This is a genomic window from Rhodopseudomonas sp. (assembly GCF_036404135.1).
GTDB lineage: Bacteria > Pseudomonadota > Alphaproteobacteria > Rhizobiales > Xanthobacteraceae > Rhodopseudomonas_A.
In genome coordinates, this window is sequence record NZ_DASWPE010000021.1 from 1 (window position 1) to 18,841 (window position 18,841).

Annotated in this window: 18 protein-coding genes; 13 read left to right on the forward strand and 5 right to left on the reverse strand. The window is 66.8% G+C overall.

What is annotated here, in order from left to right; all coding sequences use genetic code 11:
• Nucleotides 1-125 precede the first annotated feature (125 nt).
• On the reverse strand, nucleotides 126-1,037 hold the full coding sequence (locus tag VGC77_RS02335) for a metallophosphoesterase (protein ID WP_331169947.1): 912 nt from the start codon (nucleotides 1,035-1,037) through the stop codon (nucleotides 126-128).
• Nucleotides 1,038-1,205: 168 nt separating this feature from the next.
• Between VGC77_RS02335 and VGC77_RS02340 the strand changes: the two genes are divergently transcribed.
• Nucleotides 1,206-1,697, forward strand: coding sequence for an NUDIX domain-containing protein (locus VGC77_RS02340; RefSeq protein ID WP_331169961.1), 492 nt, complete (start codon nucleotides 1,206-1,208; stop codon nucleotides 1,695-1,697).
• A 97-nt stretch (nucleotides 1,698-1,794) separates the two neighbouring features.
• Entirely contained in the window at nucleotides 1,795-2,313 is a 519-nt protein-coding gene (locus tag VGC77_RS02345; protein ID WP_331169948.1) for an N-acetyltransferase, read from the forward strand.
• A 219-nt stretch (nucleotides 2,314-2,532) separates the two neighbouring features.
• Here VGC77_RS02345 and VGC77_RS02350 read toward each other — a convergent pair whose 3' ends face one another.
• Nucleotides 2,533-3,462 (reverse strand): IS110 family transposase, encoded by a 930-nt coding sequence (locus tag VGC77_RS02350; RefSeq protein ID WP_331169949.1) that lies wholly within the window; start codon nucleotides 3,460-3,462, stop codon nucleotides 2,533-2,535.
• Nucleotides 3,463-3,819: 357 nt separating this feature from the next.
• Nucleotides 3,820-4,104, reverse strand: a complete 285-nt coding sequence (locus tag VGC77_RS02355) for a hypothetical protein (RefSeq protein ID WP_331169950.1) — start codon at nucleotides 4,102-4,104, stop codon at nucleotides 3,820-3,822.
• 243 nt (nucleotides 4,105-4,347) lie between these two features.
• Between VGC77_RS02355 and VGC77_RS02360 the strand changes: the two genes are divergently transcribed.
• The 4 genes from VGC77_RS02360 (at nucleotide 4,348) to VGC77_RS02375 (ending at nucleotide 7,311) form a co-directional block, all read left to right on the forward strand.
• Nucleotides 4,348-4,818, forward strand: coding sequence for a hypothetical protein (locus tag VGC77_RS02360; RefSeq protein ID WP_331169951.1), 471 nt, complete (start codon nucleotides 4,348-4,350; stop codon nucleotides 4,816-4,818).
• A gap of 87 nt (nucleotides 4,819-4,905) precedes the next feature.
• Nucleotides 4,906-5,604 (forward strand): ribonuclease T2, encoded by a 699-nt coding sequence (locus tag VGC77_RS02365; RefSeq protein ID WP_331169952.1) that lies wholly within the window; start codon nucleotides 4,906-4,908, stop codon nucleotides 5,602-5,604.
• 175 nt (nucleotides 5,605-5,779) lie between these two features.
• Complete coding sequence (locus tag VGC77_RS02370) at nucleotides 5,780-6,751, forward strand: bifunctional riboflavin kinase/FAD synthetase (protein WP_331169953.1); 972 nt, start codon at nucleotides 5,780-5,782, stop codon at nucleotides 6,749-6,751.
• A 20-nt stretch (nucleotides 6,752-6,771) separates the two neighbouring features.
• On the forward strand, nucleotides 6,772-7,311 hold the full coding sequence (locus tag VGC77_RS02375; protein ID WP_414709597.1) for a sugar O-acetyltransferase: 540 nt from the start codon (nucleotides 6,772-6,774) through the stop codon (nucleotides 7,309-7,311).
• A 4-nt stretch (nucleotides 7,312-7,315) separates the two neighbouring features.
• Here VGC77_RS02375 and VGC77_RS02380 read toward each other — a convergent pair whose 3' ends face one another.
• Nucleotides 7,316-7,765 carry an RES family NAD+ phosphorylase gene (locus VGC77_RS02380; protein WP_331169954.1) on the reverse strand — a complete coding sequence of 150 codons (450 nt, stop codon included), beginning with the start codon at nucleotides 7,763-7,765 and terminating at the stop codon, nucleotides 7,316-7,318.
• A 9-nt stretch (nucleotides 7,766-7,774) separates the two neighbouring features.
• Nucleotides 7,775-8,092 (reverse strand): MbcA/ParS/Xre antitoxin family protein, encoded by a 318-nt coding sequence (locus VGC77_RS02385; RefSeq protein ID WP_331169955.1) that lies wholly within the window; start codon nucleotides 8,090-8,092, stop codon nucleotides 7,775-7,777.
• Nucleotides 8,093-8,360: 268 nt separating this feature from the next.
• On the opposite strand from VGC77_RS02385, the gene ileS reads away from it, so the two are divergent.
• The 7 genes from ileS to mutL all read left to right on the forward strand — a co-directional run bounded on the left by ileS (nucleotide 8,361) and on the right by mutL (nucleotide 18,507).
• Nucleotides 8,361-11,528, forward strand: a complete 3,168-nt coding sequence (gene ileS, locus VGC77_RS02390) for an isoleucine--tRNA ligase (protein ID WP_331169956.1) — start codon at nucleotides 8,361-8,363, stop codon at nucleotides 11,526-11,528.
• Nucleotides 11,529-11,713: 185 nt separating this feature from the next.
• The gene (gene lspA / locus VGC77_RS02395; protein ID WP_331169957.1) at nucleotides 11,714-12,211 is read left to right on the forward strand and encodes a signal peptidase II; all 498 of its coding nucleotides are present in this window, start codon (nucleotides 11,714-11,716) and stop codon (nucleotides 12,209-12,211) included.
• A 106-nt stretch (nucleotides 12,212-12,317) separates the two neighbouring features.
• Nucleotides 12,318-13,040 (forward strand): hypothetical protein, encoded by a 723-nt coding sequence (locus VGC77_RS02400; protein ID WP_331169958.1) that lies wholly within the window; start codon nucleotides 12,318-12,320, stop codon nucleotides 13,038-13,040.
• An 80-nt stretch (nucleotides 13,041-13,120) separates the two neighbouring features.
• Nucleotides 13,121-14,482 (forward strand): pitrilysin family protein, encoded by a 1,362-nt coding sequence (locus VGC77_RS02405; RefSeq protein ID WP_331169963.1) that lies wholly within the window; start codon nucleotides 13,121-13,123, stop codon nucleotides 14,480-14,482.
• Between the two features lie 32 nt (nucleotides 14,483-14,514).
• Complete coding sequence (locus VGC77_RS02410; protein WP_331169964.1) at nucleotides 14,515-15,843, forward strand: pitrilysin family protein; 1,329 nt, start codon at nucleotides 14,515-14,517, stop codon at nucleotides 15,841-15,843.
• A 158-nt stretch (nucleotides 15,844-16,001) separates the two neighbouring features.
• Complete coding sequence (gene arfB, locus VGC77_RS02415; protein WP_331169959.1) at nucleotides 16,002-16,424, forward strand: alternative ribosome rescue aminoacyl-tRNA hydrolase ArfB; 423 nt, start codon at nucleotides 16,002-16,004, stop codon at nucleotides 16,422-16,424.
• Nucleotides 16,425-16,707: 283 nt separating this feature from the next.
• Entirely contained in the window at nucleotides 16,708-18,507 is a 1,800-nt protein-coding gene (mutL, locus tag VGC77_RS02420) for a DNA mismatch repair endonuclease MutL (protein WP_331169960.1), read from the forward strand.
• Nucleotides 18,508-18,841 lie beyond the last annotated feature (334 nt).

The window sequence follows — 18,841 nt, forward strand, 5'->3', positions numbered from 1 at the left end:
TCGGGTTCGATGGAACGACGGACGAAGGCCCAAGCTGAGGTTCGGGCTTCAAAGCCCTCGGATGACCCGGTCTCTCGTCCGCCACCGCGCGAGACAGCCTACCGCCTCGCCCAGCAGAATTTAAGTTACAAGGATGACGACTCGGCCGCCGGCGTCAGCCGCGCCGCCTGCAATTGCGTGATGCCGGGGGCGTCGCCGAAGCCGCGGATGGTGTGGTCGCAGCGCCAGCGCTCGCCCTCGCGCAGGATCGAAAACAGATTGTACGCCGCTGCCGGCCGGTGGCCGTCGGCACCGGCCGAGGCCGACGGCACGCCCACCACCGGGATCGGCGCGACGGGTCCGTCGATCCAGGTCGTCGAATGCAGGTGGTCATGGCCGTGCAGCACCAGGTCGACGCCGTGGCGTTTAAGCAGCGCCTGCAATTGCGGCGAATCGGTCAGCCGCTTGTGGTGGGATCTCGAGCGCAGCGGGTGGTGGATCAGCAGCACCCGGAATGCCGGGTCGCCATCGAGCTGCGCCAGCATTGCCGCGAGCGCCGCGTGCTGCGCCTCGCCGAGCCAGCCGGTGGCCATGAAGGGCGCGGTCGGCACCGCGCTCGACACCCCGATGATCGCCAGCGGCCCGCGGCGGCGCAGGAACGGAAACGCCACCGCATTGCCGCGGGCGTCGCCGCTCATGTAATCCGGGAAGGTCTCCGCAAAGCGCTCGGCGCTGCCGCGGACGTAGGCGTCGTGATTGCCGGGGACGACGCTGACGCGATCCGGCGGGCCGAGGCGCTCGATCCAGCGCCGCGCCGGGGCGAATTCCTGCGCCAGCGCCAGATTGACCAGATCGCCGGTGATCGCGATGTGATCCGGCCGATGCGCCCGCAGATCGGCCATCAGCACGTCGAGCACGTCGCGGCGATGGATCAGGTGGCGGTTCTTGGTCCAGTTGAGATAGCCCAGCATCCGCTTGCCGGCGAGTTCACGCCAGCTCGCCGCCGGCAGCGGCGGCAGATGCGGATCGGACAGATGCGCCAGGTTGAACGTCGTCATCGCCATGCCCCGAGGCTGTGCAAGTCGCGGCGCCTCATCGTGAGGAGCCCGAGGCACCCCGCGGGGGCCTTGCCCTTGTGAAAGTCGCGGATGTATTGGCAAGGTGAACGGCACGGCGCAAGCGCCAACAGCAACTCCTGCAGTCCCGAGGAACTGGCCGTGTCGAAGATGCATAAGCTGCGGCGCGCGCTGGAGCCGGCGCTGCGCCGGGTGTTTCACCTGTACTGGCGGTTTGCCCGCGGCATGACGCTGGGGGTGCGCGGCGTCGTGCTCGACGACGCCGGCCGGGTGTTCCTGATCAAGCACACTTACGTCAGCGGCTGGCATCTGCCGGGCGGCGGGGTCGAGGTCGGCGAGACCTTTCACGAGGCACTTTGCCGCGAGGTGATGGAAGAGGGCCGCATCGAACTCACCGGCGAGCCGGTGCTGCATGGCGTATTCCTCAACAGCCACGTCTCGCGCCGCGACCACGTCGCGGTCTATGTGGTGCGGCAGTTTCGCCAGGACCGCGCGCCGCTGCCCAATCGCGAGATCGCCGACAGCGGCTTCTTCGCGGTCGACGCGCTGCCGCCGGGGACCACGCTGGGCACAAGGCTGCGGATCGCCGAAGTGCTGCATGGCGCCCGGTTGTCGCTGACCTGGCGGGCGGCCGAGCCATAGCTCGCCGCAGCCGCTCCGGCGGCCTGCCGGCCGCGCGACCGAGTGCTGTGATCGCGGCAATGGACCGTGCCGGTTTCAGATGCTATTGCGCGCCCGCATGAGCGACCTTGCACTGACCATAAGCTGCGAAACCGTCAACGACGCCCAGGCGATCGAGCGGCTGCACGAACGCACCTTCGGACCCGGACGATTCGTTCTCAGCGCCTACCGGCTGCGCGAACACGTCGACCATCTGGGCGAATTGTCGTTCACCGCGCGAATCGGCACGCTGCTGGTCGGTTCGGTGCGGCAATTGCCGATCACGGTCGGCGACACCCCGGCGCTGCTGCTGGGGCCGTTGACGGTGGAGCCGCCGTTCCGCAGCCGCGGCGTCGGCCGCGCGCTGCTCGATCGCGCGCTCGCCGATGCCAAAGCCAAGGGCCATCGCCTGGTGCTGCTGGTCGGCGACGCCGACTATTACAACCGGGTCGGCTTCAAGCCGATCGCCAAGGGCCGCGTCACCATGCCGGGCCCGGTCGATCCGAAGCGGCTCTTGGTCGCCGAACTGGTCGATAGCGCCTTTGATGGCGTCGAAGGCCCGATCCGGCCGGACTGGAGCTACGCGCGGCAGACCTGATCGCTGATCGGCGCGACGCTGTGGCTGCTCGAAGGCAATGTTCTCTGCTGAACTGTCTTGTTCGCACTGCGCCGTCATCCTGAGACGCCCGAGCGTCTTCGCGAGGGCCTCGAAGGATGCGGCTGCGAAACGTCGTGAGCTGCCAAGCACCCGCAGCCATCCTTCGAGACGCCCGGCTTCGCCGCGCTCAACCGGGTTCCTCAGCGACTGTCTTGGTTGTCAAGCGTTTTGCCATGGCTGATTGTCCCGCAGGATTGCGTTGAGGGTGGTGAGGAGCTTTCGGGCGACGGCGATCAGGGCGACCATTTTGGGCTTACCAGCGCTGATCAGGCGCTGGTAGAACGCCTTGAGCGGCGGGTTGTAGCGGCTGGCGACCAGCGCGGCCATGAAGCTGGCGGCGCGGACCGGGCTGCGGCCGCCGCCGATCATGCTCTTGCCGCGCCAGCGTCCGGACTGCCGTGTGTAGGGCGCAAGCCCCGCCAGGCTGGCGATTTCGCGGCGGCCGAGGCTGCCCAATTCCGGCAGTTCGGCGATCAGGGTGCGGGCGATCTTGCTGCCGATGCCCGGCACCGAGGCGAGCAGGTCTTCCTTGGCGCGCCACACCGGAGAGCCGCGCACCATGGTGTCGATGTCCTGATCGATCGCGGTGAGCTCCTTCTCCAGCACGGCGATATGGCGGGCCAGGCTCTTGCGCACCCGAAGCTGGGCGACGCGCTTGTCGCGCTGACGTTCGGCCACCATCATCTCGATCAGTTGCCGGCGCCGGCCGACCAGTTCGGCGAGCAACCGCGAGGCGTCGTCGGGCAACGCCCGCGGCACCGGACGAACCGCGTCGGCAAAGTGCGCGATCACCCCGGCATCGATCGGATCGGTCTTGGCCCGCTTGCCGACGGCCTGAGCGAAGTGGCGGATCTGGGCCGGGTTGACCACCGCCAACGGCAGCGCGGCGCCGGCGATCGCCGCCGCCACGATGGTCTCATAGCCGCCCGTCGCCTCTACGGTGATCAGCGTCGGCGCCAGCCCGCGCAACCGATCGACCAGTTGCTCCAGGCCGTTGCCGTCGCGGCTGACCGCAAACGCCTCATTGCCCGGACGCAAATGCACGTCCAGCCGATCCTTCGAGACGTCGATGCCGACAAATACATCCATCTTATCCCTCCCTTGCGCAACCGGGCTCGCTCTGCGGCCCCCGCGACTGTTCGGGTTCGATGGAACGACGGACGAAGGCCCAAGCTGAGGTTCGGGCTTCAAAGCCCTCGGATGACCCGGTCTCTCGTCCGCCACCGCGCGAGACAGCCTACCGCCTCGCCCAGCAGAATTTAAGTTACAAGGTTCGGGCTTCAAAGCCCTCGGATGACCCGGTCTCTCGTCCGCCACCGCGCGAGACAGCCTACCGCCTCGCCCAGCAGAATTTAAGTTACAAGGATGACGGCGGAGGGTGTGGTGAGGCGGTGCCCAGGGCGACGTCGCGTGCCGGGCGAGGCGGCGTTGTCGCCGCCAGCCGGCTCAGAATTTGGTGCGCAGCGGCCGTTCGTTGGCGCCATACGGCACCCAGCGGCAGGAAAACGAGATGTAGCCGCCATAGGTCGCCTGCACCCCGAGCAGCTTCACCACCTTGCCGTAGCGGGCGCAGTGATCGACCGCGATGGCGCGGATGTCGGTCTGGCCGACCAGCGAATAGGCGATGATGCCGCCGGTGTCGTTGCCCTGGAACGGCGCCACGGTATCGGCTTGCGACGCGCCCGAGGCCAACAGCCCGCCGACGATGGCCAAAGCCCCGATCATTCGCATCGCAATCTCCATGTCGTGGCCTGATGCCGTTGCTTGAAATCGATCCGGCGTCAGGCGCGGCGCGCGGTGGCTCACCCAGCGCGGCGCGCTTTGCGAACAGCGGCAACTGTAAAGCGGCTCGGCGGCGATGAAAAGAACGTGCCGGTCCATCGCGCCGAGTTGTCGGCGGGTGTGGCCGCGGTGCACTTGACCTGCTCGGAGCTTCGCGGCACCGTTGCGGCACCATCATCCGGCGGACCCTCCATGCGCGATCTCTTGTCATCTTTGAAAATGCCGGCGCTTGGCGCCGCGGCCGGTGTGCTGCTCGGGCTTTTGGCGCCGCCGCCGATGGCGCAGGCCGCCAATCCGCTGGAGATGAATTTCTGGCTGTCCGGGCCGCGCTATGACGGCGATCTGCCGGCCTGCGAGGCCGGTCTGTCCTCGATCAGCTCGCAGTTCGCCGAGAAGGAGCGGAGTTTCTGGAATTCCGGCCTGGTCATCACCGGCTTTTACGGCGTCCACGAGGTCGCGTTCCGGCCCTGGCAGTCCGACAACATTCCGCGCCGCCATTGCGCCGCCGACGCCATGCTGAACGACGGCAAGGCGCGCCCGGTGTATTTCTCCATCATCGAGGACGGCGGGCTGGCGTCGTTCGGCACCGGCGTCGAATTCTGCGTCGTCGGGCTGGATCGCAACTGGGCTTATAACCCCGCCTGCAAGGCGGCGAAGCCCTGAACTGCGTAAGCGGGATCGACTGAAGGCGTTCTTGAAGTGTTCCGACTGTCTCGCTAGGCTTCGCCCCGGGGCAGGGGACACATCGCCATGATCGATTCAGGGGCTCGCACTTTTCGGATTTTACTGGCGCTGTTCGGGGCCATCACGGTCGCGGCCGCCGGTGCGGCTTGCGCGCAGGATCGCCGGCAGAACGCCGCCGGTGAGTTCGACTTCTACGTGCTGGCGCTGTCGTGGTCGCCGTCGTTCTGCGAGGAGGCCGCCGAGCGCGGCAATGCCGGGCGCTCGCAGCACACGCAATGCGGCGGCGAGCGGCCGTATTCCTTCGTGGTGCACGGGCTGTGGCCGCAATATGAGCGCGGCTTTCCCGATTATTGCCAGCGGCCGGCGCCGCGGCTCGACCGCAACCTGATGGCGTCGATGCTGGACCTGATGCCGGCGCCGGGGCTGATCTACAATGAATGGGACAAGCACGGCACTTGTTCGGGGCTTGGCGCCCGCGGTTATTTCGAAACCATCCGCAAGGCCCGCGCCGCGGTGAAGATTCCGCCGGAATTTCTCGATCCTGCCGCGGAGAAGACGCTGGCGCCCGACGAGGTCGAGGCGGCATTCATCAAGGTCAATCCCGGCTTGAGCAATTCGGCGATCGCCGTGACCTGCTCGCGGGCGCGGCTCAGCGAAGTGCGGATCTGCATGAGCAAGGATCTGCAATTCCGCGCCTGCGAGGAAATCGATCGCCGCGGTTGCCGCCGCGAGCAGGTGGTGATGCCGCCGCTGCGCGGCGGCTAGGCGCGGTCGCGCGGCGCGGTTGCTGCTGGCCCGCGAGGTGCGGGCCGCTTGGCCCGCGAGTTGCGGTGCGGGCCGCTTGGCCCGCGAGTTGCAAGCGCGTCAGGTCAGCTTGACTTCGCCTGCGGCTCCGCGTCAGGTCCCGCCCTCACCCACATCGACTGAATGAAATCCGACAATGACGATTGGTTTTGCCGTTATCCGCGACACCACGCCCGCGGCTGCGATCCCCAAGGGCGCGGTGGTGGCGATGGGCAATTTCGACGGCGTCCATCTCGGCCATCGTGCCGTGATCGATGCCTGTCTGCAGATGGCGCAGAAGCACGGCAAGCCGGCCTTCGCGGTGACCTTCGAGCCGCATCCGCGCAGCTTCTTCAGCCCCGAGAAGCCGCAATTCCCGCTCACCGACATCACCGGCAAGCTGCGCCTGCTCTCCGGCGCCGGGCTCGACGGCGCGGTGGTGCTGAGCTTCAACGCTTCGCGCGCCGCCACTCCGGCGCAGGAATTCATCCGCGAGGAATTGCACGGCCGGCTCGGCATCACCGGCATCGCGGTCGGCTACAATTTTCATTTCGGCAAGGGCCGCGGCGGCTCGCCGAGCCTGCTCGCCCGCGAGGCGCCGAAGTTCGGCATCGAGGTCGACGTGCAGCCGCATGTCGATGTCGGCGATCATCCGGTGTCGTCCAGTGCGATCCGCGCCGCCTTGACCGAAGGGCGGCTCGGCGCCGCCACCGCGATGCTCGGCGCGCCGTGGTTCGTCACCGGCGAGGTCGTGCACGGCGACCAGCGCGGTCGCCTGCTCGGCTATCCGACCGCCAATATCCGGCTCGATCCGCATTGCGGGCTGAAGCAGGGCATCTACGCGGTGCGGGTCGGCATGAACGGCCGGCATCTCGACGCGGTGGCGAATTTCGGCCGCCGCCCGACCTTCGATAACGGCGCGCCGCTGTTGGAAGTGTTCGTGTTCGACTTCAAGGGCGACCTTTATGGTGCCAAACTGGACGTCGCGTTCATAGATTTCATTCGGCCCGAGGCCAAATTCGATTCCGTGGAGGCGCTGATCCGCCAGATGGACGATGACAGCGTCAAGGCTCGCGCGGCGCTGGCGGCTGCCCCCGAGGCGTTTCCGAAACTGGGAGAGATCGGCTGAGCAAGAGCGAAAAACAGAAGATGCTGGCGGGCGAATTGTATCGCCCGGGCAGCCCGGAATTGCAGGCCGACGAGGCCGCCAACAAGGCCTGGCTGGTGCGCTATAACGCCGCCGCCGGACAGCCGGCCTCCGAGCGCCACGCGCTGCTCGCCGAACATCTCGGCGCGGTCGGCAAGGGCTGCGTGATCCGGCCGCCGTTCCATTGCGACTTCGGCTACAATATCCGGCTCGGCGAGGCCGTGTTCCTGAATTTCAATTGCGTGATCCTCGACGTGGTCCGGGTCTCGATCGGCGACCGCAGCCAGATCGGTCCGGCGGTGCAGATCTACACCGCTGACCATCCGCGCGACGCCGAAACCCGGCGCGACGGGCTGGAATTCGGCCGCCAGGTGCGGATCGGCTGCGACGTCTGGATCGGCGGCGGCGCCATCCTGCTGCCCGGGGTGACGGTCGGCGACGGCGCCATCATCGGCGCAGGCGCCGTAGTGACCCGCGACGTGATGCCGGGCCAGACCGTGGCCGGCAATCCGGCGCGACCAGTCACGAGTTCGGCGACGTAGGGCGTCAATTGTCCCGTAGCAGACGCGGATCGAACGGTGCTTCGATGATCTCCTCAATGGTGATCCTTGCGGCGTCCGGATGCGCGGGATTCAGCAAGAAATTCCGAGCTTTTGGAACGATCACCGACGGCACCTGGAGCAAGGCAGCCGCGGAGCGATCGAGCCAGTGGTCTCCGATGTCACGCGTGATGGCGGGACGATCCTGCCAATTCGCCCCCAGCGCGTCGATGTCGATCCGCTCGATGGCGATCGGTTCGGGGACAGTGACACGCAGCAGCCGATAGCTCGCGGGCAATAGGTCGCGCTCGACATGGACCAGCATTTCCAGGATGGCACTGGACGGATGGTCGGCCAGATAGACGATCGGCTTGCCGCGTGTGTGCCAGCGGCCAGAAGCCCGTACCCCGCCGAGCCCTGATAGATCGGCGTAATTCGAAATCCGCCACAGCTCCATCGACGAATCTCAGGCGAAGATCCCGTGGTCGATCTGTTCGAGCGTTTCGCGCACCACCGCGGCACCGAGTTGGTCCTGCATCAGGTCGACGGGACGCTGTCCGGACATCGACGTATTCGGGTGCACCAACCACGCATCAGCCTTGGCTTCGTCGCCGAATACACGGTCGGCGAGGGCGCAAATCTCCAGTGCCACCATGTTCGCGGCGGACGTCTTGAGCACATCAGGCAGCGATCGGCTGAGCATCGGCGTCTCGCTGGCCATTTCGCCGCGGCGGCGTCGTTCCTTCAGGTCCTCATAGATTTCCGCGCGCGTGGTCGGGGCCATGAATTTCCCTCCGCATTCTCAATAGATTAGTGCCCGCGTCTGGAAGCGCAACCGCAAAACGCCTTAAGGATGATGGCCAGGACCCCGGCGGGGCTTTGCGATCCGCCGTGCGCCTGCTATTGAGGGCCGATGTCTGCACGGCGCCCCATCATCAGCATTAGCGGCCCGGCTTCCGCCTGAGCTTCGCTCGGCGCAAGACCGGGATCGTTGCAGTTTCATCGCGATTCATTCGCGTTTTCCGCGCCCATTGAGCCGAGCCAGAATCTTCATGTCCGACACGCCTGCAAAATCCGACACCCAAACCAACGCCCAAAAAGGCGGCAACGACTATTCCAAGACCTTGTTCCTGCCGCAGACCGCGTTTCCGATGCGTGCCGGGCTGCCGAAGGCGGAGCCCGAACTGCTGAAGCGCTGGGAGGAGATCGACCTCTACGGCAAGCTGCGCCGGGCCGCCGCCGGCCGGCCGAAATTCGTGCTGCATGACGGCCCGCCCTATGCCAACGGCAACATCCATATCGGGCATGCGCTGAACAAGATCCTCAAGGACGTGGTGACCAAGAGCCAGCAGATGGCGGGCTTCGATTCCAACTACGTGCCGGGCTGGGACTGCCATGGTCTGCCGATCGAATGGAAGATCGAGGAGGAGAATTATCGCTCCAAGGGCAAGCCGAAGCCGAACTTCAAGGATTCCGCGGCGATGGTCGCGTTCCGCAAGGAATGCCGCGGCTATGCGACCAAATGGCTGAACGTGCAGCGCGAGGAGTTCAAGCGGCTCGGCGTGATCGGCGACTGGGCGCATCCCTACGCCACGATGAACTACGCCGCCGAAGCCCAGATCGCCCGCGAGCTGATGAAATTCGCCGCCAACGGCACGCTGTATCGCGGCAGTAAGCCGGTGATGTGGAGCGTGGTGGAAAAGACCGCTCTGGCCGAGGCCGAGGTGGAATACGAGGACTACACGTCGGATACGGTGTGGGTGAAGTTTCCGGTAATCTCAGCAGCCTTCCACAACAGGTCCACCGGCTTGCCCGAGTTTTTGGAAAGCCGAGAAGATCTGAAAAATTATGGTTACGAGAACGTCTCGATCGTGATCTGGACCACCACCCCGTGGACGCTGCCGGGCAACCGCGCGATTAGCTTCTCGTCGAAGATTTCCTATGGCCTCTACAAGGTCACCGACGCGCTCGCGGATAACTGGGCCAAGAACGGCGATCAGTTTATCCTCGCCGATATGTTGGCGGAGGCCGTTTTCAAGCAGGCGCGTGTCAATAGCTATGAAAAGCTTAGCGAGATTCCCGCAGACGCGCTGAAGTCATTGCAATGCGCCCATCCGCTGCGCGGCGTCGGGGGCGGCTATGAGTTCACCGTCCCCTTGCTCGACGGCGATCACGTCACCGACGACACCGGCACCGGCTTCGTCCACACCGCGCCGGGTCACGGCCGCGAGGACTTCGACATCTGGATGCACAATGCGCGCGCGCTGGAGGCGCGCGGCATCTCCTCGGCGATCCCCTACACCGTCGATGAAAATGGCGCGCTGACTGATCACGCGCCGGGTTTCGTCGGCAAGCGGGTGATCACCGACAAGGGCGAAAAGGGCGACGCCAACGAGGCGGTGATCAAGGCCCTGATCGACGCCGGCATGCTGCTGGCGCGCGGCCGGCTGAAGCATCAATACCCGCATTCCTGGCGCTCCAAGAAGCCCGTGATCTTTCGCAATACTCCGCAATGGTTCATCGCGATGGATAAGGAGTTTCACCTCCCCCTTGAGGGGGGAGGTCGCCGCGTAGCGGCGGGAGGGGGTGAAGCTCTAATAGATCACCCCACCCCGACGCCTGCGGCGTCGACCCTCCCCCTCCAGGGGAGGGTGGGAAGCCTCCGCGCCCGCGCGCTCGAAGCCATCGCCGTCACCCAATGGGTGCCACCGGCCGGGCAGAACCGCATCACCGGGATGATCTCCGGCCGCCCGGATTGGGTGATCTCGCGGCAGCGCGCCTGGGGCGTGCCGATCGCGGTGTTCGTGCGCGAAAAGCCCGACGGCTCCGCCGAAATCCTGGTCGATGACGCGGTCAACCAGCGCATCGCCGACGCCTTCGAGCAAGAGGGCGCCGACGCCTGGTACATGGATGGCGCCCGCGAGCGCTTTCTCGGCTCGCATGCCAACGAGGACTGGAAGAAGGTCGACGACATTCTCGACGTCTGGTTCGATTCCGGCTCCACCCACGCCTTCGTGCTGGAAGATCCTATTCATTTCCCCGGGCTCAAAGGCATCAAGCGCAAGGTCGACGGCGGTGACGACACCGTGATGTATCTCGAAGGCTCGGACCAGCATCGCGGCTGGTTCCACTCGTCGCTGCTGGAGAGCTGCGGCACCCGCGGCCGCGCGCCCTACGACGTGGTGCTGACCCACGGCTTCACGCTCGACGAGAACGGTCGCAAGATGTCGAAGTCGCTCGGCAACACCACCGATCCGCAAAAGGTGATGGCGTCGTCCGGCGCCGACATTCTGCGGCTGTGGGTCTGCGCCACCGACTACGCCGACGACCAGCGCATCGGCCCGGAGATCCTCAAGAACATCGTCGAGACCTATCGCAAGCTGCGCAACTCGGTACGCTGGATGCTCGGCACGCTGCATCACTTCAAGCGCGACGACGCGGTGGCGTTCGCGGACATGCCGGAGCTGGAGCGGCTGATGCTGCATCAGCTTTCGCTGCAGGACGCGGTGGTGCGGCAGGCCTATGCGTCGTTCGACTACAAGACCGTGGTGGCCTCGCTGGCCAACTTCATGAACACCGAACTCTCGGCGTTCTATTTCGATATCCGCAAGGACACGCTTTATTGCGATCCGCCGTCGTCGCTGGCGCGCAAGGCGGCGCTGACCGCGATCGACACCATCTGCGACGCCATCCTGAAATGGCTGGCGCCGGTGTTGTCGTTCACCGCCGAGGAGGCCTGGCGGCTATATCGCCCCGACGCCGAGCCGAGCGTGCATCTGACGCTGTTCCCGGACGGCCTCGCGCCGTTCCGCGATGATGCGCTGGCGACCAAGTGGGAGACCATCCGCAACGTCCGTCGCGTCGTAACCGGCGCGTTGGAACTGGAGCGCGCGGCAAAGCGGATCGGCTCCTCGCTGGAAGCCTCGCCGCTAGTCTATGTCGCCGACAAGGCGGTGTTCGCCACGCTGTTCGATATTGACCTCGCCGAAGTCTGCATCACCTCGAACGCGATGGTCTCGAACGCCGACGCCCCGGCCGAGGCGTTTCGGCTGCCCGACGTCGCCGGCGTCGCGGTGGTGGTGGAAAAGGCGCAGGGCAAAAAGTGCGCGCGGTCCTGGAAGATCCTGCCGACGGTCGGCGACGACAAGGAGTTTCCCGACGTCTCGCCGCGCGACGCGCAGGCTTTGCGCGAGTGGCAGGCGCTGGGGGCCACCGTCTGAAACCTCTCGTCGTCCCCGCGCAGGCGGCGACCCATCACCCCTGGCGCCCGATTTTATCGGTGGACTCCCATGATTGCTGCCTCCGTGCTTGACCTGAACCGACACGGCGTATGGGTCCCCGCCTGCGCGGGGACGACGCTGCGTCGTGTGGCGGGCGCGTCGGGCTATCTCCGATGCCGCACGCCATGAGCCGCCAGCTGCGGGCCGGGCTGATCGCTGCGATTGCCGCTTTGGCGCTCGACCAGGCGGTCAAGCTGTGGCTGCTCTATGGCTACGAGATCGGCCGTCGCGGCGCGGTCAGAGTGGCGCCGTTCGCCGACCTGGTGTTGGCCTGGAACACCGGCATCAGCTACGGCTGGTTCGCCGAAACCGGGCCGACCGGGCAGGCGGTCATGCTGGCGGTCAAGGCGATCGCGGTGCTGGTGCTGGCGATCTGGATGGCGCGCTCGCGCAATCTGCTGGCGACGATCGCGCTGGGACTGATCATCGGCGGCGCGATCGGCAACGGCATCGACCGGCTGGCCTATGGCGCGGTGGTCGATTTCGCCCTGTTTCACCTCGAAATCGCCGGCAAGACCTACAACTGGTACGTGTTTAACCTTGCCGACGTGGCGATCGTTGCCGGGGTCATTGGCCTACTGTATGACTCCTTCTTCGGCCAACCCGCCGTAAAAGCGCCCTGATCCCGGCTGATACGACAGCGATCAGGATGCTTGACGGTAGGCGGGACCGCAATCGTCGGCCCGCCGGCCGATCGAGCAGATCGCCATGATAAACGGGATGAACGCAATGCGGGTAATCGACCCCAGCGCCTGGAGTGCGCGTCCGTCGGCGAGGCTGGTGCTGCGCAGCCTGCGGCTCGCCGCGGTGGTCGCCGGCATCGGCCTGGTGATGGCGGCGGGCGTGGCCCGCGCCGAGGACCCCGAAGAGGACGAGGACGCCACCTTCGAAGACAAGCTGATCAAGAACATCATGACCGGGATCGGCGGCACCAATATGGACAATCGCGGCATCACCTACCGCGAACGCTCGCCGCTGGTGGTGCCGCCCAAGCTCGATCTGCCGCCGCCGGAAACCGGCAAGACCGCGGTCAACCTGCCAAACTGGCCGAAGGACCCCGATGCGGCCGAACGCAAGCGGATCAAGGACCTCAACAAGCAGAGCAAGGCCACCGGCGTCGAAAGCGCCCGCCCGCTGATGCCGAACGAACTCGCCGCCGGCAAGACCAAGCCGACCACCGCGACCGAGCCGCTGACCCCCGGCAACAGCGCCAACAACCCGGTGCTCAGCCCGTCGCAGCTCGGCTACACCGGCGGCATTTTCAGCACCATGTTCGGGGGCCCCACCGTGGAGACCGCGCCGTTCACCGGCGAGCCGACCCGCGAGACGCTGACCCAGCCGCCGGTCGGCTACCAGACGCCGTCGCCGAATTACGCCTACGGCACCGGCCCGAAGGAATCGCTGAACAATCAGCACGTCGACGTGATGACCGGCAAAGAGGTCAAGAATTGACCGCGGCATCGGGCGGCGATCCACGTCCCGGGCTGCACAGTTCTCCTCGTCACAACGGTTTACGGCGGCGCAGCGTCGGCCTGATCGGCGCGCTGCTGCTGGCGGCTGCGGCCACGCTACCGAAGCCGGCCGTGGCGCAGACCGTTACCTCGGATCCGCCGGCCTCCTTCACGCTCGGCAACGGGCTGCAGGTGGTGGTGATCCCGGACCGCCGCACCCCGGTGGTCACCCAGATGATCTGGTACAAGGTCGGCTCGGCCGACGAGACGCCGGGCAAATCCGGGCTGGCGCATTTCCTCGAACATCTGATGTTCAAGGGCACCGCCAACCATCCCGCCGGTGAATTCACCCAGACCGTGCTGCGGATCGGCGGCAACGAGAACGCCTTCACCTCGACCGACTACACCGGCTATTTCCAAAGGGTGCCGCGCGACCAGCTCGGCGTCATGATGGGCTATGAGGCCGACCGCATGACCGGGCTCATTCTCAAGGACGAGAACGTGCTGCCGGAGCGCGACGTGGTGCTCGAAGAATTCAACATGCGGGTCGCCAACAATCCCGACGCCCGGCTGACCGAGCAGATCATGGCGGCGCTGTATCTCAACCATCCCTACGGCCGGCCGGTGATCGGCTGGCATCAGGAGGTCGAGAAGCTCGGCCGCGAGGACGCGCTGGCGTTCTACCGGCGCTTCTACGCTCCCAACAACGCCACGCTGGTGATCGCCGGCGACGTCGACGCCAATGACGTGCGGCCGATGGCGGAAAAGATCTACGGCGCGATCCCGCCGCAGCCTTCGATCGCGCCGCGCCGGATCCGGCCGCAGGAGCCGACCCCGGCCGGGCCGCGCACCGTGACGCTGGCCGATCCGCGAGTCGAGCAGAACGGCATCCGGCGCTATTATCTGGTGCCATCGGCGGTCACCGCCGCGGCCGGCGAGAGCGCCGCGCTCGACGTGCTGGCGCAGCTGATGGGCAACGGCGCCAACTCCTATCTCTATCGCGCGCTGGTGATCGACCATCCGCTCGCGGTCAGCGCCGGCGCCTCTTATCAAGGCACCGCGGTCGACGACACTTATTTCATGGTGGCGGCGACGCCGAAGCCCGGCGTCGAATTCGCCCAGATCGAACAGGTGATCGACGGCGTGGTCGCCGACATCGAGGCCAACGCGGTGCGCGCCGAGGATCTCGAGCGGGTCAAGACCCAGTTGATCGCGGAGGCGATCTACGCGCAGGACAATCAGGCGACGCTGGCGCGCTGGTACGGCGCGGCGCTGACGGTCGGGCTCAGCGTCGAGGACATCCGCGCCTGGCCGGACCGGATCCGTGCCGTCACCTCCGATCAGGTCCGCGCCGCCGCGCAGAAATGGCTGACCAGGAACCGCTCAGTGACCGGCTATCTGATCAAGGACACCACCGCAAAACTGCAGGAGAAGCGCTCGTGAGGATGCCCCGCGCGCTGCGCATCGGCCTGGTGATGGCCGCCGGCGTGCTCGCCGCCGCGCTGTCGACGACGAGTTCATTCGCCGCGGCCAAGATCCAGCGGCTGGTGTCGCCGGGCGGCATCGAGGCTTGGTTCGTGCCGGACGCCACCGTGCCGTTGATTGCGATGGAATACGCCTTCGGCGGTGGCGCCACCCAGGACCCCGCCGACAAGGCCGGGCTCGGCCACATGGTCGCCAATCTGCTCGACGAGGGCGCGGCCGATCTGGATTCCAAGACCTATCACGAGCGGCTCGATCGCCGCGCCATCGAGCTCAGCTTCAATTCGACCCGCGATTATTTCCGCGGCTCGCTGCGGATGCTGAAGGAGCATCGCGCCGAGGCCTTCGACCTGTTGCGGATCGCGCTGACGCAGCCGCGCTTCGAAGCCAGCGATATCGAACGGGTGCGCGCCCAGGTGCTGTCGACGCTGCGCCGCGAATCCACCAATCCGAATGCGCTGGCCAGCCGCAAATTTCTCGAAGTGGCGTTCGGCGATCACCCCTATGGCCGGCAGGCCACCGGCACGCTGGCCACGATCCCGACCATCCAGGCCGACGATCTGCGCCGCTATGTCGGCCATGTGCTGGCCAAGGACACGCTGAAGATCGCGGTGGTCGGCGATATCGACGCGGCCTCGCTGGGCGCACTGCTCGATCAGACTTTCGGCGCGTTGCCAGCCAAGGCCGATCTGGTGGCGGTGCCGGAGATCGAAGCCGCCAAGCCGCCGCAGCGTGCCTTCATCGCGCTCGACGTGCCGCAGACCACGGTGACCTTCGGCGGCCCCGGGATGAAGCGCGCCGATCCGGATTTCATGGCCGGCTACGTCGTCAACCACATCCTCGGCGGTGGCACGCTATCGTCGCGGCTCTATCACGAGGTCCGCGAGAAGCGCGGGTTGGCCTATTCGGTCTATGAATCGCTATTGTGGATGGAGCATTCCGCGCTGTTCATCGGCAACACCGGCACCCGCGCCGATCGCGCCGCCGACACCGTGGCGGCGGTCGAGCAGGAGGTGCGCCGCATCGCCGAGCAGGGCCCGACCCAGCAGGAGCTCGACGAGGCCAAGTCCTATCTCAAGGGCTCGCAGATGCTGGCGCTCGACACCTCCTCGAAGCTCGCCTCGGCGCTGCTGCAATATCAGCTCGATGAATTGCCGATCGATTACATCGAAAAGCGCAACGCCATCGTCGACGCGGTGACGCTGGATGACGCCCGGCGCGCGGCGAAGCGGCTGTGGGCCAACGGGCTGTTGACCGTGGTGGTCGGCCGCGCCGCGCAGGCCGCCGCCGAGCCCGCCGCCAAGCCGCCGAGCGCGAATTAGCTTTCCAGCACAGTGCTGACTTCACCTTTCCCCGCAAGCGGGGCTAGGGAGCGCGCTGCCGCCGCGGCGGTCGCCTCCACTCACAGAATGCGCGCCGCTTGGCGCTTGTTGGTCAGGATGTGCTACACAACCGGCACCTCCCGCTGACCCGGTGCCCCATGCTGCGGATTGCCCGCGATCTGTTCATCGACGAAGACAAGGACATCGAGGTCTCGTTCGTGCGCGCCTCCGGGCCGGGCGGGCAGAACGTCAACAAGCTGTCCACCGCGGCGCAATTGCGCTTCGACACCAGGCGGATCGCGCTGCCGGCCGACGCCGAACTGCGGCTGGCGCGGCTCGCCGGGCAACGCATGACCAAGGATGGCGTGATCGTGATCCACGCCCAGCGCTTCCGCACCCAGGAGCGCAACCGCGCCGACGCCATCGACCGCTTGCTGGAACTGTTGCGCGCGGCGATGGTGCGGCCGCTGACCCGGCGGCCGACCAAGCCGACGCTGGGCTCCAAGACCCGAAGGCTCGAGGGCAAGAAGCGCCGCAGCGACGTCAAGGCCAGGCGCGGCTCGGGCGGGTTCGAGGATTGAGCCGCTCGGCCTGCGTCGCTCCACGCCGCGCCTCATCCTGAGCGCTGCTCCAATCCCCCGTCATCTTTGAGGCGCCCGGCATAGCGCAAAGCGCGAAGCCGGGCCTCGAAGGATGGGCTGCAAGCCCTGTGTCCGCATCCTTCGAGGCCCTCGCGTTGCTCGGGCGCCTCGGGATGACGGCGTTGTTATTTGCGGCAGACGGGGAATCTTGCGTCCGAGGCATGCTTTTGCCGCCGCGCTGACCTAGACTTGTGGCCCATCCATCCACCCGTTGAGTCTGCCGATGCCCGTTCGCCAATTGCCCGAGACCGTGGTCAACCGCATCGCCGCCGGCGAGGTGGTGGAGCGGCCGGCCAGCGTGGTCAAGGAACTGGTGGAGAACGCGATCGATGCCGGCGCCAGCCGCATCGACGTCTTCACCGACGGCGGCGGCCGGCGTCGGATCGGCATCACCGACGACGGCGCCGGGATGACCCGCGCCGATCTGGCGCTGGCGGTCGACCGCCACGCCACCTCGAAGCTCGACGACGAGGACCTGTTGGCGATCCGCACGCTCGGGTTCCGCGGCGAGGCGCTGCCCTCGATCGGCTCGGTCGCGAAACTGTCGATCACCACCCGCCACGCCGGCGAGCCGCATGCCTGGGCGCTGTCGGTCGAGGGTGGCGCCAAGTCGCCGATCGTGCCGGCGGCGCTCGGCCAGGGCACAAGGGTCGAGGTTTCCGACCTGTTCTACGCCACCCCGGCGCGCTTAAAATTTCTCAAGACCGACCGCACCGAGGCGGAAGCGATCCGCGAGGTGGTGCGGCGTCTCGCCATGGCGCGGCCCGACATCGCCTTCGGCATGGCCGGCGAGGAGCGCGCCCCGGTGAATTGGGCCGCGGCGTTGCCCGGCGCTGCCGGCCGGCTGACCAGGCTCGGCGACATTCTCGGCGCGGATTTTCGCTCCTGCGCCATCGAAGTCCGCTCCGAGCGCGACGGCGTGGTGGTCGAGGGCTTTGCCGCGGCGCCGTCGCTGACCCGCGCCAATGCGCTCGGGCAATATCTGTTCGTCAACGGCCGCCCGGTGCGCGACAAGCTGATCATCGGCGCGGTGCGCGCCGCTTACTCCGACTATCTGCCGCGCGACCGCCATCCGGTGGTGGCGCTGTTCGTCACGCTGAATGCCCGCGAGGTTGACGCCAATGTGCATCCGGCGAAGACCGAGGTGCGGTTTCGCGACGCCGGCCTGGTTCGCGGCCTGATCGTGCACGCGCTGAAGGAGGGGCTGGCGCGCGAGGGCAAGCGCACCGCCGCCAACGACGCCGGCGCCACCATCGCCTCGTTCCGGCCGTCGTTTGCGCCGCGCGGCAATTGGGACTGGCGCGCTTCGCCGGCCTATCCGGTGGCGGGGGCGGCCGCCTTCGACACTGCCGGCTTCGCCGAGCGCGATCAGGCGGGCTTCGACGTCGGCTCCCCGTCGGCCGATATCCGCAGCTATCAGCCGGCCGCCGCCGATCTTGTCGATCGGCCGCTCGGCGCCGCGCGCACCCAGATTCACCAGACCTATATCGTGGCGCAGACCCGCGACGGCCTTGTCGTGGTCGATCAGCACGCCGCCCATGAGCGGCTGGTCTATGAGAAGCTGAAAGCCTCGCTCGCCAACAACGGCGTGCAGCGGCAGATCCTGCTGATCCCGGAGATCGTCGAACTCGACGAGGCCACGGTGGAGCGGCTGGTCGTGCGCGCCGAGGAACTGGCGACGTTCGGCCTGGTGGTGGAGTCCTTCGGCCCCGGCGCGGTGGCGGTGCGCGAGACGCCGTCGCTGCTCGGCAAGGCCGACGCCGGTGCGCTGTTGCGCGATCTCGCCGAGCACATGGCGGAATGGGACGAGGCGTTGCCTCTTGAAAGACGGCTGCTGCACGTTGCTGCCACCATGGCCTGCCACGGCTCGGTGCGCGCCGGGCGGGTGCTGAAGCCCGAGGAAATGAACGCGCTATTGCGCGAAATGGAAGACACTCCAAATTCCGGCCAGTGCAACCACGGCCGCCCGACCTATGTCGAACTCAAGCTGTCGGACATCGAGAAGCTGTTCGGGCGGAGGTAGTTAGCGCGCGCGCCGCGCGTCACACGCGCCTTGCTCCACAGTCGCCGTCATCCTGAGGAGCCCGGTTGAGCGCAGCGCAGCCGGGCGTCTCGAAGGATGGGCCACGCGGTGCCTGATAGGCCGCAGGCTTGGTCGGACGCAATCCTCGGCACCGCATCCTTCGAGGCTCGCCGCAAGTGCGGCTTCGCACCTTAGAGTCTGACTCAAAAAGCGATCAATGAAATCAGGCCTTCAACCCGTCATTGCGAGGAGCTCTTGCGACGAAGCAATCCAGGGCCACGCTTGAAGCCCCTGGATTGCTTCGCATCGAAGTCGGCGCTGCGCGCTGCCCTCG

Bases quoted from the DNA above. Each gene is read 5' to 3' on its own strand.
- arfB (WP_331169959.1), top strand. From the start codon at position 16,002: ATGCTGCGGATTGCCCGCGATCTGTTCATCGACGAAGACAAGGACATC.
- VGC77_RS02345 (WP_331169948.1), top strand. From the start codon at position 1,795: ATGAGCGACCTTGCACTGACCATAAGCTGCGAAACCGTCAACGACGCC.
- VGC77_RS02410 (WP_331169964.1), top strand. From the start codon at position 14,515: ATGGCCGCCGGCGTGCTCGCCGCCGCGCTGTCGACGACGAGTTCATTC.
- VGC77_RS02360 (WP_331169951.1), top strand. From the start codon at position 4,348: ATGCGCGATCTCTTGTCATCTTTGAAAATGCCGGCGCTTGGCGCCGCG.
- mutL (WP_331169960.1), top strand. From the start codon at position 16,708: ATGCCCGTTCGCCAATTGCCCGAGACCGTGGTCAACCGCATCGCCGCC.
- VGC77_RS02340 (WP_331169961.1), top strand. From the start codon at position 1,206: ATGCATAAGCTGCGGCGCGCGCTGGAGCCGGCGCTGCGCCGGGTGTTT.
- lspA (WP_331169957.1), top strand. From the start codon at position 11,714: ATGAGCCGCCAGCTGCGGGCCGGGCTGATCGCTGCGATTGCCGCTTTG.
- VGC77_RS02350 (WP_331169949.1), bottom strand. From the start codon at position 3,462: ATGGATGTATTTGTCGGCATCGACGTCTCGAAGGATCGGCTGGACGTG.
- VGC77_RS02365 (WP_331169952.1), top strand. From the start codon at position 4,906: ATGATCGATTCAGGGGCTCGCACTTTTCGGATTTTACTGGCGCTGTTC.
- VGC77_RS02375 (WP_414709597.1), top strand. From the start codon at position 6,772: ATGCTGGCGGGCGAATTGTATCGCCCGGGCAGCCCGGAATTGCAGGCC.
- VGC77_RS02370 (WP_331169953.1), top strand. From the start codon at position 5,780: ATGACGATTGGTTTTGCCGTTATCCGCGACACCACGCCCGCGGCTGCG.
- VGC77_RS02335 (WP_331169947.1), bottom strand. From the start codon at position 1,037: ATGACGACGTTCAACCTGGCGCATCTGTCCGATCCGCATCTGCCGCCG.
- VGC77_RS02400 (WP_331169958.1), top strand. From the start codon at position 12,318: ATGCGGGTAATCGACCCCAGCGCCTGGAGTGCGCGTCCGTCGGCGAGG.
- VGC77_RS02385 (WP_331169955.1), bottom strand. From the start codon at position 8,092: ATGGCCCCGACCACGCGCGCGGAAATCTATGAGGACCTGAAGGAACGA.
- VGC77_RS02380 (WP_331169954.1), bottom strand. From the start codon at position 7,765: ATGGAGCTGTGGCGGATTTCGAATTACGCCGATCTATCAGGGCTCGGC.
- VGC77_RS02355 (WP_331169950.1), bottom strand. From the start codon at position 4,104: ATGCGAATGATCGGGGCTTTGGCCATCGTCGGCGGGCTGTTGGCCTCG.
- ileS (WP_331169956.1), top strand. From the start codon at position 8,361: ATGTCCGACACGCCTGCAAAATCCGACACCCAAACCAACGCCCAAAAA.